This window comes from Bradyrhizobium sp. CCBAU 53351 (assembly GCF_015291745.1).
Lineage (GTDB): Bacteria > Pseudomonadota > Alphaproteobacteria > Rhizobiales > Xanthobacteraceae > Bradyrhizobium.
The window spans coordinates 2,333,768-2,349,070 of sequence record NZ_CP030059.1; the positions used below are offsets into that span (position 1 = coordinate 2,333,768).

Here is a 15,303-nt window from a genome sequence, read left to right on the forward strand (position 1 = left end):
CGCATCCATCAATCGCTTCATTCGATCAACCGAAATTCAGTACAGGGGACTTTGCCATGACGATCACTCGCCGCGACGTGTTGTTGGGAGCCACCGCCACTGCCGCTCTCGTGCCGCTGGCAGCGCGCGCGCAGACCCCGGAAGTCGTGATCGGTGTGATCTATCCGTTCTCCGGCGGCAGCGCACAGCAGGGCGTCGACGCGCAGAAGGCCTATGAGACCGCGCTCGAAGTCATCAACAAGAACACCGATTTCGATCTGCCGCTGGCCAAGGGCGAGGGCTTGCCGGGCCTCGGCGGCGCGAAGATCCGCCTCGTCTTCGCCGATCACCAGGCCGATCCGCAGAAGGGCCGCGCCGAGGCCGAGCGCCTGATCACGCAGGAGAAGGTCTGCGCCATCATCGGCACCTATCAGAGCGCCGTCGCCGTCACCGTCAGCCAGATCTGCGAGCGCTATCAGGTCCCGTTCGTGTCCGCCGACAATTCCTCGCCGAGCCTGCATCGCCGCGGCCTGAAGTACTATTTCCGCGCCGCGCCGCATGACGAGATGTACTCGGCCGCCATGTTCGACTTCTTCGACGCCATGAAGAAGAAGGGCACCAAGATCGAGACGCTCTCGCTGTTCCACGAGGACACCATCTTCGGCACCGATTCCGGCAATGCCCAGACCAAGATCGCCGGCGAGCGCGGCTACAAGATCGTCACCGACATCAAGTATCGCGCCAACTCGCCCTCGCTCTCGGCCGAGGTGCAGCAGCTCAAGTCTGCCAACGCCGACGTGCTGATGCCCTCGAGCTACACCACCGACGGCATCCTCCTGGTCAAGACTATGGCCGAGCTCGGCTACAAGCCGAACGCGATCGTGGCGCAGGATGCCGGCTTCTCCGAGAAGGCGCTCTACGATGCCGTCGGCGACAAGCTCGAAGGCGTGATTTCGCGCGGCACCTTCTCGCTCGACCTCGCGCAGAAGCGCCCGATGGTCGGCAAGATCAACGAGATGTTCAAGACGCGCTCGGGCAAGGACTTCAACGACCTGACCTCGCGCCAGTTCATGGGCCTGATCATCCTCGCCGACGCCATCAGCCGCGCCAAGTCGACCGACGGCGAGAAAATCCGCGATGCGCTGGCGGCGACCGACATCCCGGGCGAGCAGACCATCATGCCCTGGAAGCGGGTCAAGTTCGACGAGATGGGCCAGAACAACGACGCCGATCCGGTGCTGCTGCAATATGTCGGCGGCAAGTTCGTCACCATCTTCCCGCCGCAGGCCGCGATCGCCGAGGCGATCTGGCCGATGAAGTAAGATTGGGAAAGCGGGAGCTCAGACGTAGCTCCCGCCCTCATCCTGAGGAGCGGGCGTAGCCCGCGTCTCGAAGGACGGGGGCTGGGCCATCCTTCGAGACGCGCGCTTGTGCGCGCTCCTCAGGATGAAGATCTATTTCGGGGGACAGACTTTTGACAGCCCAAGCCATTATCCAGAGTCTCGCGAGCGGCCTGCTCATGGGCCTGCTCTACGGACTGATCGCGGTCGGCCTCGCGCTGATCTTCGGCCTGATGGACGTCACGAACTTCGCCCATGGCGAGTTCCTGATGATCGCGATGTACCTGTCCTTCTTCCTGTTCGCGTTCTTCGCCATCGACCCCTTGCTGTCGGCGCCATTGGTCGCCGCGGCACTCTTCGTGTTCGGGGCGGTGATCTATCTCTTGATTGTACGCTTCGCCATGCGGGCCAAGGCCAACGCCGGCATGGTGCAGATCTTCACCACCTTCGGCCTGGCCATCGTCATGCGCGGCCTCGCGCAGTTCTTCTTCACGCCGGACTATCGCAGTATTCCGCAGTCCTGGCTCGGCGGAAAGACCATCTCGATTGCCGGCATCTTCCTGCCGGAGCCGCAGCTGGTCGGCGCGCTGGTCTCGATCCTCGCCTTCGCCGGTCTCTATTTCTTCATCCACCGCACTGATTTCGGCCGTGCGCTGGAAGCCACCCGCGAGGATCCCGGTGCGGTCGCGCTGGTCGGCATCGACAAGAACCGCGTGTTCGCGTTCGGCTGGGGCCTTGGTGCCGCGCTGGTCGGCCTCGCCGGCGCGATCATGGCGAGCTTCTTCTACATCTATCCCGACGTCGGCGCGTCCTTTGCCCTGATCGCCTATGTCACGGTGGCGCTCGGCGGCTTCGGCAGCGTGTTCGGCGCCTTCGCCGGCGGCATCATCGTCGGTCTCGTCGAAGCCACCACCGCCCTGGTGCTCCCGCCGTCGCTGAAATCGGTCGGCATCTACGCGGTTTATCTGCTGGTCGTCTTCATCCGGCCGCGCGGCCTGTTCGGATCGATCTGATGGACAAGGAATTTGCAGCGCGGCGCCGCCGCGACCTGATCATCGCCGCGGTGCTCGCCGCGATTGCCGCAGCGGCGCCCTTGTTCGTGAAGGACGTCGTCGTCCAGAACATCCTGATCCTGACGCTGATGTATGCGGGACTGTCGCAGAGCTGGAACATCCTGTCCGGCTATTGCGGGCAGATCTCGCTCGGCCACGCGCTGTATTTCGGCCTCGGGGCCTACACCACCGAGCTGCTGTTCACCAAGTTCGGCGTGCTGCCCTGGTTCGGCATGCTGGCCGGCGGCGTGGTGTCGGCGCTGATCGCGATGGGGCTCGGTTATCCCTTCTTCCGCCTGCGTGGCCATTACTTCGTGATCGCCACCATCGTCATCGCCGAGATCGGCCTGCTGCTGTTCCACAATTGGGAATGGGCGGGCGCCGCGATGGGCATCACCATTCCGATCCGCGGCGACAGCTGGCTGAAATTCCAGTTCCTGCGCACCAAGCTGCCATACTTCTATTTCGCGCTGGCGCTGTGCTGCCTCGCCTGGTTCGTCACCTGGTGGCTGGAAGACTCCAAATGGGGCTTCTGGTGGCGCGCGGTGAAGGACAATCCGGACGCGGCCGAGAGCCTCGGTGTCGACGTGTTCAACTCCAAGATGGGCGCGGCCGCGGTCTCCGCCTTCCTGGTCGCCGTCGGTGGCAGCTTCTACGCGCAGTTCGTCTCCTACATCGACCCTGAGAGCGTCATGGGCTTCCAGTTCTCGCTGCTGATGGCGCTGCCCGCCGTGCTCGGCGGCATCGGCACCCTGTGGGGACCGGTGTTAGGGGCCGCCATTCTGATCCCGCTGACGGAGCTGACGCGCTTCAAGTTCGGCGGCTCGGGGCGCGGTGTCGACCTCATCGTCTACGGCACGCTGATCGTCCTGATCTCGCTGGCCCTGCCACGAGGCCTGCTGAGCCTGTTTTCACGCCCGAAGAAGACGGGAGCCGCACGATGACGCCGCTTCTCGAAACCCGCGGGGTCTGGCAACGCTTTGGCGGCCTCGTCGCCAACAGCGACGTCTCGATCTCCGTCGGCCGCGGTGAGATCGTCGGCCTGATCGGCCCCAACGGCGCCGGCAAGTCGACGCTGTTCAATCTCATCGCGGGCGTGCTGCCGCCGACGCAAGGCTCGATCCTGTTCGACGGCGAGGACGTCACCCGCATGCCGGCGGCCCAGCGCTGCCAGCGCGGCGTCGGGCGCACCTTCCAGGTGGTCAAGAGCTTCGAGACCATGACGGTCATCGACAACGTCATCGTCGGTGCGCTCGTCCGCAACACCGTGATGCGCGAAGCGCGTCGCAAGGCGCACGAGGTGCTGGAGTTCACCGGCCTTGCCGCGCGCGCCGACGTGCTGGCCAGCGACCTCGTGCCGGCCGAAAAGCGCCGCCTCGAAGTCGCCCGTGCGCTCGCGACCGAGCCGAAACTGCTGCTGCTCGACGAAGTCCTCACCGGCCTCACGCCGACCGAGGCGCAGACCGGCGTCGCGCTGGTGCGCAAGGTGCGCGATGCCGGCATCACCGTGCTGATGGTCGAGCACGTCATGGAGATCGTGATGCCGCTGGTCGACCGCGCCATCGTGCTCGACCTCGGCAAGGTGCTGGTCGAGGGCAAGCCAAACGATGTCGTCCGCGATCCCAAGGTGATCAAGGCATATCTGGGAGATCGTCATGCTGTCGGTGCGTGAAGTCACGACCGCCTATCAGGGTCTGGTCGCGATCTCCGCGGTCTCGATCGAGGTCCAGAAGGGCGAGATCGTCTGCGTCGCCGGTGCCAACGGCGCGGGCAAGTCGACGCTGCTGAAATCCATCGCCGGTGCCGAGCGTCCGCGCTCGGGCAACGTGACATTCGACGGCAGGCCGCTCAACGGCATGGCGCAGCACCACATCACGGCGGCCGGCATCGCCTATGTGCCGGAGAACCGCCGCCTGTTTCCGCGCCTGTCTGTGCGCGACAATCTGCGCCTCGGCAGCTATCTCTATCGCGGCGAAGCCGACCGCGAGGGACCGCTCGATCTCGTCTTCCAGCTGTTCCCGCGCCTCGCCGAGCGCCTCGATCAGCGCGCCGAAACGCTCTCCGGCGGTGAGCAGCAGATGCTCGCCATCGGCCGCGCGCTGATGACGCGTCCGCGGCTTCTGATGCTGGACGAGCCCTCGCAAGGCATCATGCCGAAACTGGTCGACGAGATCTTCCAGGCGGTGCTGCGCATCCGCGACGCCGGCATGACCGTGCTGATCGTCGAGCAGCGCATGGCCGAGTGCCTGGAGATCGCCGACCGCGCCTACATCCTGCAAACCGGCCGTGTGCTGATGCAGGGCCCGGCCGCGGAGATCAAGGGCAATCCGGATGTGCGCAAGGCGTATCTGGGGCTGTAGGTACGACGTGTGGGGCGAACGTCCCCGCATACCCGGTGTCATCGCCCGCGAAGGCGGGCGATCCAGTAATCCGAGACGCCAACGAGATACGGATAAGCCGCAGCGTACTGGATTCCCCGCCTGCGCGGGGAATGACAGCGGTGGGTGAGGCCGCGCTGGTGCGCTTATGGAAACACGGCCCTAATGCCCGTGCCCATGCTCCGGCAGCGTTACTCCGAACACCTTCACCAGATCCGCCACCTGCTCCGGCGACAAATACCGCGGGTTCATCCCGCGCAGCAGCAGATACAGCTTCGCGGTCTCCTCCAGCTCCTCGGTCGCGAACACCGCCGCTTCCAGCGTGTCACCGGCAACCACCGGGCCGTGATTGGCGAGCAGCACCGATGAGTAGTTTCCCGCCAATCCCTTAATCGCATCGGCCACTGCGGGATCGCCGGGCCGATAATACGGCACGAGCGCGGTGGCGCCGCATTTCATCAAATAATAGGCCGTCATCGGCGGCAGCGCGGCGCGCGGGTCGATCTCGGGCAGCATCGACAGCGCGACCGAATGGGTGGAGTGCAGATGCACGATCGCCTTCGCGCTGCCGCGTGTGTCGTAAAGCGCGGTGTGCAGCGGAACTTCCTTGGTCGGCGCATCGCCCGAGAGCAGCCGGCCGGTTTCGTCCAGCCGCGACAGCTTTGCCGGATCGAGGAAGCCGAGCGAGGCGTTGGTCGGCGTCACCAGCCAGCCGCCGCCGTCCAGCCTGACGCTGATATTGCCGGAGGAGCCCGGCGTCAGCCCGCGCTCGAACAGGGACCGTCCGAAGCGGCAGATGTCCTCGCGCAGCCGGGTCTCGTTGCTGCTTTCAGTCCTCATGGCCGTCATGCCCCTTTGTCTCACGCTTTGGCAGCGCGACCAAGCCGTGTTATCGGTTCGTCGAGCCCGCCGCAAAGGCCGGCCGTCCAGGAAACGTTCGCAAGGGTCAGTTGCATATGTCCGCCTCCACGTCTCAAAATCAGCGCATCGCCGTCATCGGGCTCGGCTCGATGGGGTACGGCATGGCGACCTCGCTGAAGCGCGCCGGCCACGCGGTCACCGGTTGCGACGTTTCGGCTGACGCCGTGGCGCGTTTCGTCAAGGATGGCGGTGCGGGTGCCAGCACGCCGGCAGATGCCGCCAAGGGCGTCGATATCGTCGTCAGTGTCGTCGTCAATGCCGCGCAGACCGAGACGATCCTGTTCGGCAAGGATGGCGCCGCCGAGACCATGCCGAAGGGCAGCGTGTTCGTCTCCTCCGCCACCATGGATCCCGATGTGGCGCGACGTCTCGCCAAGCAGCTCGAGGCGACCGGCCGGCATTATCTCGATGCGCCGATCTCAGGCGGCGCGCAGCGTGCTGCGCAAGGCGAGCTGACGATCTTGGCCTCCGGCAGTGCCGCCGCGTTTGCAAAGGCGCGGGCGGCGCTCGATGCCATGGCCGCCAAGCTCTACGAGCTCGGCGATGCCGCAGGGCAGGGCGCCGCCTTCAAGATGATCAACCAGCTGCTCGCCGGCGTGCATATCGCCGCCGCGTCGGAGGCGATGGCGTTTGCCGCCAAGCAGGGCCTCGATATCCGCAAGGTCTACGAGGTGATCACCGCGTCCGCCGGCAATTCATGGATGTTCGAGAACCGCATGCCGCACGTGCTGGACGGCGATTACACGCCGCGTAGCGCCGTCGAGATCTTCGTCAAGGATCTCGGAATCATCCAGGACATGGCGCGCAGCGCCCGATTCCCCGTGCCGGTTTCCGCCGCCGCGCTCCAGATGTTCCTGATGACATCAGCCGCCGGCATGGGCCGCGACGACGACGCGTCGGTGGCGCGAATGTATGCGCAGGTCACCGGCGTGAAGCTGCCCGGCGACAAGTAAGCAAGAGGACTTCCATGCCGCGTTTTGCCGCCAATCTCTCGATGATGTTCACCGAGGTGCCGTTCCTCGATCGCTTCGATGCCGCCGCTTCAGCCGGCTTCACCGCGGTCGAGTTTCTCTTTCCGTACGATCATCCCGCCGAGGCGGTCGGCGAGCGGCTCAAGCGCAACGGCCTGACCCAGGCGCTGTTCAATCTGCCGCCAGGCGACTGGAATGCCGGCGAGAAGGGCTTTGCGGCGTTGCCGGCGCGGTTCAACGATCTCAAGGCGAGCCTCGAGACGGCGCTGCCTTACGCCAGGGCGACCGGCGTGAAGCGCCTGCACCTGATGGCCGGCATCGCCAACCGCGGCGAGCGCGTCGCGATCGAGGCCTTCTACAAATCGGTGGCATGGGCCGCGGAGTTCTTCGCACCCCACGGCATCGACGTCGTGATCGAGCCGATCAACGCGCGCAACGTGCCCGGCTACTTCCTCAACGATTTCGGCTTCGCGCGCGACCTGATCCAGGAGCTGAGGCTTGCGAACCTCAAGCTCCAGTTCGACATCTATCATTGCCAGATCATCCATGGCGACGTCACCATGCGGTTGCGCGAGATGATGCCGATCATCGGTCACATCCAGATCGCCAGCATCCCTTCGCGCAACGAGCCCGACGGCGAGGAACTCAACTATCCGTTCCTGTTCGAAGAGCTCGACCGCCTCGGCTATACCGGCTTCGTCGGCTGCGAGTACAATCCGCGCGGCAAGACCGCCGACGGCCTTGCCTGGTTCAAGCCCTACGCTGGAGTGAAGCCGTGACACTTGCAGCGAACATTGCTCTTGGCTGCATCGCCGACGACTACACCGGCGCGTCCGATCTCGCCAACACGTTGACGCGCGCGGGCCTGCGCACCGTGCAGACCATCGGCGTGCCCGCGGACGATCTAGCACTGCCCGAGGTCGATGCCGTCGTGGTGTCGCTGAAGAGCCGCTCGATCGAGGCGGGCCTTGCCGTGTCGCGTTCGCGCGCGGCGGAGACATGGCTGCGCAGCCGTGGCGCAAGCCATGTGCTGTTCAAGATCTGCTCGACCTTTGATTCCACCGACGCCGGCAATATCGGCCCTGTCATGGACGCGCTCTGCGCCGAGTGCGGCGAGGCGATCGTGCTGGTGACGCCGGCCTTTCCGGAGACCGGTCGCACCGTCTACCAGGGCAACCTCTTCGTCGGCGCCGTGCCGCTCAACGAGAGCCCGCTGAAGGACCATCCGCTCAACCCGATGCACGATTCCAACCTGGTGCGCGTGCTCGCGCGTCAGAGCAGGACGCGGATCGGTCTCGTCGACCTCGCGACCGTCACGCGCGGCGCCGATGCCGTGCGGGCGCGACTGACCGAGCTCGCCGGCAAGGGGATCGGCGCTGCGATCATCGACGCCGTGTTCGACCGCGACCTCGAGACCATCGGCCTCGTGGCCGGTGAACATCGCTTGTCGGTCGGTGCCTCCGGCATGGGCCTCGGGCTTGCGCGCGCGCTGGTCTCGACGGGCAAGGTCAAATCGACCGCTGCGAGCAGCGACGCCGGTGCAGCGGTCGGCGGACCGGCCGCCTGTCTTGCCGGAAGCTGCTCGCAGGCGACGCTTCAGCAGATCGCCAATGCCGAACGTGTCATGCCGGTGTTGCACCTCGATCCCGAGCAGATTGTCTCAGGCCAAGGCGAAGCGCAGCGCGCGCTCGCCTGGGCTCGGCCACTTCTGGCGGAAGGTCCCGTTCTGATTGCTTCGAGCGCGACGCCGGAGGCCGTTACCGCCGTCCAGGCGCGCCACGGCCGCGACGCCGCCGGCCACGCCATAGAGCAGGCCATGGCCGATATCGCCGAAGGGCTGGTGCAGGCCGGCGTCAGGCGCCTCGTCGTTGCCGGCGGCGAGACGTCCGGCGCCGTGGTCGATCGGTTGAAGATCCCCGGATTTCTCGTGGGGGTAGAAATTGCGGCGGGGGTCCCCGTGTTGCGCACGGTCGGTGCGGCTGCAGGCGAGATGCTGCTTGCCCTGAAATCCGGCAATTTCGGCGGCCCCGCGTTCTTCTCCGACGCGCTTGGGCTCATGCGCTGAGCGCAGGGCGTTCTTAGCTGCCCATTCATTTCTTTCTGGCTTCCGTACTCGTACGGAGTCGTAGTTAACGTCTGCTCAGGTGCTCTGGTGTTGGATGTCGGCGCTGCTCCTTTTGGTTGATTCGTAAGACCTCCGCACGCGCCGCCGCGCCAGCACAACGAGACCCGATTATGTTTGCCAAGCTTTCCATTCGCGCCAAGATCATCAGCGTCGTGGCGTTCCTGCTGCTCGCGATGACCGGCATGGGCCTGCTCGCCGTGTCGAAGATGCGGTCGATGAATGCCAGTACCGTCGATATCACCACGAACTGGATGCCGAGCGTCAGGGTGATCGGCGACCTGCGAGCCGCGGTCATCACATACCGCAACGTGGTTCGCCAGCACATGCTGGCCGAGGCCCTGGAAGACAAGCTCGTGGTGGAGAAGACCGCTGGCACGGTGACCGAGGCGCTCGCCAAGACGCGCAGCAAGTATGAAGCCATGATCAGCTCCCCGGAAGAGCGCGCGCTCTACGGCCAGTGGTCGAAACTCTGGGACGATTACAAGAAGGGCACCGACGAGGTCATGGCCTTGTCGCGCAAGGAGGCGGGCAAGATCCCGCGCGAGGCACAGGAGCTCAACTCCAAGACGGTCAACAAGATCGGCCTTCAGGCGGATGAGGTCCTGAACAAGGACATCGAGCTCAACACCAAGGGCGGCGAACAGGCCGCTCAGGATGCCGCCGACAACTATTCCTACGCTTTCATGCTGGTGTCGGTCATTCTCGGCGCCGCTGTGGTGATCGGGATCGGCCTCAGCTTCTATCTGGTCCGCGACGTCTCGAACGGCATCAATTCCATCACCGAGCCGATGCAGGCGCTGGGCCGGGGAGATCTGGCCGCCGAGGTCCCGCATCGCGGCGAGAAGACGGAGATCGGCGCCATGGCCGACGTGCTCCAGATCTTCAAGGAGGCGTTGATCGCCAAGAAGGCCGCGGACGAAGCTGCGGCCGCGGATGCCGAAGCCAAGATCGAGCGCGGCCGCCGCGTCGACAACATCACCCGCGAATTCGAAACCATGATCGGCGAGATCGTCCAGACCGTGTCGTCGGCTTCGACGCAGCTCGAAGCCTCCGCTTCGACGCTGACCTCGACTGCCGACCGCTCCCAGCGGCTTGCGACCACGGTTGCAGGCGCTTCGGAGGAGGCTTCGACCAACGTGCAGTCGGTCGCCTCTGCCACCGAGGAGATGGCCTCGTCGGTCGGCGAGATCAGCCGTCAGGTGCAAGAATCGGCACGGATGGCAGGCGATGCCGTCGGCCAGGCGCGCGCCACCACCGAGCGCGTCAGCGAGCTGTCCAAGGCCGCCGCGCGCATCGGCGACGTCGTTGAGCTGATCAACACCATCGCGGGCCAGACCAATCTGCTCGCGCTGAACGCGACCATCGAAGCCGCGCGTGCCGGTGAAGCCGGTCGCGGTTTCGCCGTGGTGGCCTCCGAGGTGAAGGCGCTCGCCGAGCAGACCGCGAAGGCCACCGGCGAGATCGGCCAGCAGATCTCCGGCATTCAGGCAGCGACCAACGATTCGGTTGGCGCCATCAAGGAGATCTCCTCCACCATCGAGCGCCTCTCCGAGATTTCCTCGGCGATCGCGGCCGCGGTGGAAGAGCAGGGCGCGGCGACGCAGGAGATCGCCCGCAACGTGCAGCAGGCGGCGCAGGGAACGCAGCAGGTCTCCTCCAACATCACCGACGTGCAGCGCGGCGCGACCGAGACCGGCACGGCGTCCTCGCAGGTGCTGTCGGCAGCGCAGATGCTGTCCAACGACTCCGGCCGATTGAAGAACGAGGTCAGCAAGTTCCTGACCAACGTCCGCGCGGCCTGATCCCTCCGTCAGGTATCGGATGACGCAAGAGCGGCGCCCTCGGCGCCGCTCTTTGCTTTTGGGGAGAGCCTGCGCGCACTGACATATTTTTCACGTGGGTCGTACGGTTCCAAATCTTTACGGGTTCCGAACTGAGGGAACTTTAACTTTCCTCGCAGTGTTTCGGAGACTCAACCCGTGAAGCTGCTTTCATTTTCCGCCATTCGCTCCATCCAATTGAAAATCGCGCTGATCGCCGGCCTCTGCCTTGCTGTCACCTGTGTCGTGCTGATCGGCTACGGCCTCTTCTCGACGCAGAGCATGAACCAGTACGTGACCCACGAGGTCATGCAGCTGGTGGACCATCAGACCAAGGAGAGCCTGATGAACCGGGCCTCCACCGAAGCCAACGCGATCAAGGCCGAGCTCGAGGTCGGCTTTGATGCTGCGCGCACCACGGCGCATGCCTTCGCGACCCTGGCGGACGAGAAGACCGGCACTCCGATCGCGGCGCGGCGGGCCCAGTTCAACGCGCTGCTGCGTCACGTGCTCGAGCTCAACCCCGCCTTCAACGGCACCTATTCGGCCTGGGAGCCCGGGGCGCTGGATGGCGATGACGCGGCGTTCAAGGGTCGCAAGGAGGTCGGATCGGACAACACCGGCCGCTTCCTGCCGTATTGGACGCGCAACGCAAACGGCGATATCGCAGTCCAGCCGCTGGTCGAGTACGACAGCAGTGAGCGGCACCCCAACGGCCTCGTGAAGGGCGCCTGGTACATCAATCCGAACACGACGGGCAAGGAGAACATCCTAGGCCCGCTGCCCTACATCGTGCAGGGCAAGGCGGTCTTTCTGGCGACCATGTCGGTCCCGGTCATGATCGGCGGCAAGTTCCGCGGTGTTGCCGGCGCCGACTACAATCTCGATTTCGTGCAGAAGCTCGCAATCAAGATCAACGGCTCGCTGTTCGAAGGCAAGGGCAAGGTCGCGATCCTCAACGATACCGGCCTGATCGTCGCCAACAGCGCAAACCAAGAGGTGATCGGCAAGAATGCGTCGGAAGCCGACCCGCGCTGGAGCGAGAGCCTCGCCATCGTCAAGGCCGGCAAGAGCACGGTGCAGGACGATCCGAAGTACGCCAATATCGACATCTATGCGCCGATCCGCTTCGGGCTCACCGAGAACGCCTGGTCGGTCGTGATTTCGATCCCGCGCGACGTGGTGCTGGCCTCCGCCCGCCAACTGGATGCTTCGCTCAGCGCCCGAGCGACGTCGAACACGTTCTGGCAGCTCGGCGTTGGCCTCGTCATCGTGCTGGCGGCCATCTTCCTGATCTCGTTCGCGGCACGCAAGATCGCGCGGCCGATCCAGGATTGCGCCAATTTCGCCGATGGCATCGCCAAGGGCGATTTCAACCAGCAGCTCGAGATCAATCAGGCTGACGAGGTCGGCAGGCTCGCGACGTCGCTGGGCTCGATGCAGGGCGACATCAAGCGCAGCATCGAGCAGCGCGCCCAGGACCAGGCCGCTGCCGACCGCGAACGCAAGCGCGCGATGAACGAGCTGGCGGACAGTTTCGAAGCGCAGGTCGGCGGCATCGTGGAGACGGTCTCGGCCGCATCCGGCGCGCTGGAGACATCGGCGGGATCGCTGAGCTCGACCGCCGAGCGGGCGCAACAACTCGCCTCCGTCGTCTCCGCCGCGTCCGATCAGGCGTCCGGCAACGTGCAATCGGTGGCCTCGGCGACCGAGGAGATGGCTTCGTCTGTCGGTGAGATCAGCCGTCAGGTGCAGGAATCGGCGCGGATGGCGAACGATGCCGTCGGTCAGGCACGCGCCACCACCGAGCGCGTCAGCGAGCTGTCCAAGGCGGCCGCGCGCATCGGCGACGTCGTCGAGCTGATCAACACCATCGCGGGCCAGACCAACCTGCTGGCATTGAACGCCACGATCGAGGCGGCGCGCGCGGGCGAGGCCGGCCGCGGCTTTGCGGTGGTCGCTTCCGAGGTGAAGGCGCTCGCCGAGCAGACCGCGAAGGCGACCGGCGAGATCGGCCAGCAGATCTCCGGCATTCAGGTGGCGACCAACGATTCGGTCGGCGCCATCAAGGAGATCTCCTCCACCATCGAGCGTCTCTCGGAAATCTCCTCCGCGATCGCAGCCGCGGTGGAAGAGCAGGGCGCGGCGACCCAGGAGATCGCCCGCAACGTGCAGCAGGCGGCGCAGGGCACCCAGCAGGTCTCCTCCAACATCACCGACGTGCAGCGCGGCGCGACCGAGACCGGCTCGGCCTCCTCGCAAGTGCTGTCGGCCGCGCAAATGCTGTCGAACGACTCGGGCCGGCTGAAGAACGAGGTCAGCAAGTTCCTGACCAACGTCCGCGCGGCATAATCCTTGTCCGATCGAACGACGAGCGGCGCCAAGAGCGCCGCTCGTTTCGTTGAGCCGGCGCGTGAGTGGCACGGTGCGGCGGCGCTGCGCCGCGCAGGTTCTCGCGGGCAACGTTTTGATAAGCATAAGCAGTGAAGCCCAGGGCCTTACGATTGCACTTTGACGTGAGACAACATCGCGTTGCGAACGTTGGGTAGTTCTCGTGAAGCCGACCGGTTCCGTCATTGGAAGCGGTGCTCGGAAGAAGGAAGCCAGCGGTGCATCTCAGAATAGGCACGGTACTACCCGTCATCATTTCAGCGCTTGCCTTGATGGGGGTGGCGGCCACCGGCTACACGGCCGTTCAAGCCTACCACGACCGTCAGGAGGCGGAGGTCTTCGTCGGTCTCAACGGCATTTCGCAATTGCTGCTGCACGGTGCCGGGCAATGGGCGAAGGAGCGCGGCATGACCAATGCGGCGCTAAATTCGCCCGAGGTGCTTGCCGCCGATCGACGCTCGGAAATCGACGGCGTGCGTGCGACGTCGGATCAGGCCTTCCGCGATGCCGTGCAACGCCTGCGCGGCGTCACGGCGATGAAGGGCGCCGAACAGCGTGTCTCGGAAGCGGAGCGGGCATTCCAGAACTTCGAAAACCTGCGCCGCAAGGTCGATGCGAATCTCGCCAAGCCTTTGCCGGAGCGCGACGGCGAGGTGATCAAGGCCTTTGCCCCGGCGATCACCGACCTGATCGAAATTGCCACCAACAGGCTGCGCCTCACGCTGGAGACGCTGACCAGCTCGCCCTCGGCGGCCATGGCACGCCTCGTCGGCCTTCGGCACCTGACGGCGGAGATGGCCGAGAACGCCGGCCGCGAACGTGCTTTCCTCGGCGGGTTGATCAGCTCGCATGCGAAACTTGCAGCGGACGGCATCGGCCGGATCGCCACCTTCCGCGGCCACGTCGAGCTCGCCTGGGAGACGGTCGCTCCGATCGCCGAACGCAGCGACGTTCCGGCAGCACTCGCGAGAGCGATCAAGTCGGTGAATGAGGATTACTTTCGGACCTATGGCGCACTGCGTGCCGAAATCCTCGCGGTCGGTCCGACCGGTGAGTACAGGATCGGTGGCCGGGATTACGTGAGCCGCGCGACGACGGCCATCAATTCCATTCTCGCCCTGGCGGACGCGATCGGCGCGGCGGCGGATATGGAGGCTGCCGAACAGGCGAAGGCGAGCGCCTCCAATCTGATCGTCAGCGTTGCGATTCTGTTCGCGAGCCTTGGCCTCACGCTGCTGAGCTTCTGGGTTGCGCTGTCGCGGATCGTGCGCCCATTGTCGGCTTTGACGGGTGCGATGGGCGAGTTGGCGAGCGGCAATTTCGCGGTGGTTCTCCCCGGACTTGGCCGCAAGGACGAGGTGGGCGACATGGCCCACGCGGTGGAGACGTTCAAGGTCAAGGCCGAGGAGAAGGCGCACGAGGTGGCAGATGCCAAGATCAGGCAGGACCAGGTCGCGGCCGAACAGCGCCGCGCCGACATGCACAGGCTTGCCGGTCAATTCGAGACCGCAGTCGGCGAGATCGTGGATGCCGTGAGCTCGGCTTCGACCGAGCTGGAAGCCTCTGCCGGTGCGATGAACGTGACGGCCGCGCGGGCGCAAACGCTCGCCGTCGCCGTCGCCGACGGTTCGGAGGAAGCTTCCGCAAACGTCCAGTCGGTCGCCTCCGCGACCGAGCAGCTGTCGTCCTCCGTCACCGAAATCAGCCGCCGGGTGCAGGATTCGGCCCGAATGGCCAACGAGGCCGTCGATCAGGTCCGGTTGACCGATGGGCATATCGACGGATTGTCGCGGGCGGTCGCCAAGATCGGCGACGTCGTCGAACTCATCGACCAGATCGCAGGGCAGACCAATCTTCTCGCGCTCAACGCGACGATCGAAGCGGCAAGAGCGGGCGAGTCCGGGCGCGGCTTCGCGGTGGTCGCGTCCGAGGTCAAGGCCCTGGCCGCGCAGACGGCGAAGGCGACCGGCGAGATCGCACAGCAGATCACCGGCATCCAGTCGGCGACCCAGGAATCCGTCACGGCCATCCGCGACATCGGCGGCACCATCGCGCGGCTGTCCGAAATCGCTGCAGCCATTGCCGCGGCGGTGGAGGAGCAGGGCGCGGCGACGCAGGAGATCACGCGCAACGTCCAGCAGGCGGCCAAGGGTGCGCAGCAGGCCTCGACCAATGTCGGCGAGGTCGAGCGGGGAGCCGCCGAGACCGGCGCGTCGTCCTCGCAAGTCTTGTCGGCGGCGCAGATGCTGTCGCGCGACTCCAATCGTCTCAAGCTCGAGGTGTGCAAGTTCCTGAACGCGGTCCGCGCCGCCTGAGACAGGCTGGT

The 15,303-nt window shown here is 65.4% G+C and carries 11 protein-coding genes and 1 pseudogene; 11 read left to right on the forward strand and 1 reads right to left on the reverse strand.

Annotated features, from left to right (window positions below; all coding sequences use genetic code 11):
* The first annotated feature begins 56 nt into the window (after positions 1–56).
* The 5 genes from XH83_RS11010 to XH83_RS11030 all read left to right on the forward strand — a co-directional run bounded on the left by XH83_RS11010 (position 57) and on the right by XH83_RS11030 (position 4,731).
* A complete protein-coding gene (locus tag XH83_RS11010; protein ID WP_194407015.1) occupies positions 57–1,301 on the forward strand; it encodes an ABC transporter substrate-binding protein in 1,245 nt (414 codons plus the stop codon).
* A 197-nt stretch (positions 1,302–1,498) separates the two neighbouring features.
* Positions 1,499–2,332 carry a branched-chain amino acid ABC transporter permease gene (locus tag XH83_RS11015; RefSeq protein ID WP_246776496.1) on the forward strand — a complete coding sequence of 278 codons (834 nt, stop codon included), beginning with the start codon at positions 1,499–1,501 and terminating at the stop codon, positions 2,330–2,332.
* The gene (locus XH83_RS11020; RefSeq protein ID WP_194407017.1) at positions 2,332–3,315 is read left to right on the forward strand and encodes a branched-chain amino acid ABC transporter permease; all 984 of its coding nucleotides are present in this window, start codon (positions 2,332–2,334) and stop codon (positions 3,313–3,315) included. The genes XH83_RS11015 and XH83_RS11020 overlap by 1 nt, the downstream gene beginning before the upstream one ends.
* Positions 3,312–4,043, forward strand: a complete 732-nt coding sequence (locus XH83_RS11025; RefSeq protein WP_194407018.1) for an ABC transporter ATP-binding protein — start codon at positions 3,312–3,314, stop codon at positions 4,041–4,043. Before XH83_RS11020 ends, XH83_RS11025 begins: the two co-directional genes overlap by 4 nt.
* Complete coding sequence (locus tag XH83_RS11030; protein WP_194407019.1) at positions 4,027–4,731, forward strand: ABC transporter ATP-binding protein; 705 nt, start codon at positions 4,027–4,029, stop codon at positions 4,729–4,731. Before XH83_RS11025 ends, XH83_RS11030 begins: the two co-directional genes overlap by 17 nt.
* 180 nt (positions 4,732–4,911) lie before the next feature.
* Here XH83_RS11030 and XH83_RS11035 read toward each other — a convergent pair whose 3' ends face one another.
* Complete coding sequence (locus tag XH83_RS11035; RefSeq protein ID WP_194407020.1) at positions 4,912–5,598, reverse strand: aldolase; 687 nt, start codon at positions 5,596–5,598, stop codon at positions 4,912–4,914.
* 65 nt (positions 5,599–5,663) lie between these two features.
* Here XH83_RS11035 and ltnD point away from each other — a divergent pair.
* From ltnD to XH83_RS11065, 6 genes and pseudogenes are all read left to right on the forward strand, one after another.
* Positions 5,664–6,623: pseudogene (gene ltnD, locus XH83_RS11040) on the forward strand (L-threonate dehydrogenase); the annotation flags it as partial.
* A gap of 14 nt (positions 6,624–6,637) precedes the next feature.
* Positions 6,638–7,420 carry a 2-oxo-tetronate isomerase gene (gene otnI, locus XH83_RS11045; RefSeq protein WP_194407022.1) on the forward strand — a complete coding sequence of 261 codons (783 nt, stop codon included), beginning with the start codon at positions 6,638–6,640 and terminating at the stop codon, positions 7,418–7,420.
* Complete coding sequence (gene otnK, locus XH83_RS11050; protein WP_194407023.1) at positions 7,417–8,706, forward strand: 3-oxo-tetronate kinase; 1,290 nt, start codon at positions 7,417–7,419, stop codon at positions 8,704–8,706. The genes otnI and otnK overlap by 4 nt, the downstream gene beginning before the upstream one ends.
* A 170-nt stretch (positions 8,707–8,876) precedes the next feature.
* A complete protein-coding gene (locus XH83_RS11055) occupies positions 8,877–10,568 on the forward strand; it encodes a methyl-accepting chemotaxis protein (protein ID WP_194407024.1) in 1,692 nt (563 codons plus the stop codon).
* A gap of 177 nt (positions 10,569–10,745) precedes the next feature.
* Positions 10,746–12,938: a methyl-accepting chemotaxis protein gene (locus tag XH83_RS11060; protein ID WP_194407025.1), complete on the forward strand. Its 2,193-nt coding sequence runs from the start codon at positions 10,746–10,748 to the stop codon at positions 12,936–12,938.
* A gap of 257 nt (positions 12,939–13,195) precedes the next feature.
* Positions 13,196–15,292 carry a methyl-accepting chemotaxis protein gene (locus XH83_RS11065; RefSeq protein WP_246776452.1) on the forward strand — a complete coding sequence of 699 codons (2,097 nt, stop codon included), beginning with the start codon at positions 13,196–13,198 and terminating at the stop codon, positions 15,290–15,292.
* Positions 15,293–15,303: the final 11 nt, after the last annotated feature.

Coding starts and splice junctions, on each gene's coding strand:
- XH83_RS11010 (WP_194407015.1), top strand. CDS start 57: ATGACGATCACTCGCCGCGACGTGTTGTTGGGAGCCACCGCCACTGCC.
- otnI (WP_194407022.1), top strand. CDS start 6,638: ATGCCGCGTTTTGCCGCCAATCTCTCGATGATGTTCACCGAGGTGCCG.
- XH83_RS11035 (WP_194407020.1), bottom strand. CDS start 5,598: ATGACGGCCATGAGGACTGAAAGCAGCAACGAGACCCGGCTGCGCGAG.
- XH83_RS11030 (WP_194407019.1), top strand. CDS start 4,027: ATGCTGTCGGTGCGTGAAGTCACGACCGCCTATCAGGGTCTGGTCGCG.
- XH83_RS11055 (WP_194407024.1), top strand. CDS start 8,877: ATGTTTGCCAAGCTTTCCATTCGCGCCAAGATCATCAGCGTCGTGGCG.
- XH83_RS11015 (WP_246776496.1), top strand. CDS start 1,499: ATGGGCCTGCTCTACGGACTGATCGCGGTCGGCCTCGCGCTGATCTTC.
- XH83_RS11020 (WP_194407017.1), top strand. CDS start 2,332: ATGGACAAGGAATTTGCAGCGCGGCGCCGCCGCGACCTGATCATCGCC.
- XH83_RS11025 (WP_194407018.1), top strand. CDS start 3,312: ATGACGCCGCTTCTCGAAACCCGCGGGGTCTGGCAACGCTTTGGCGGC.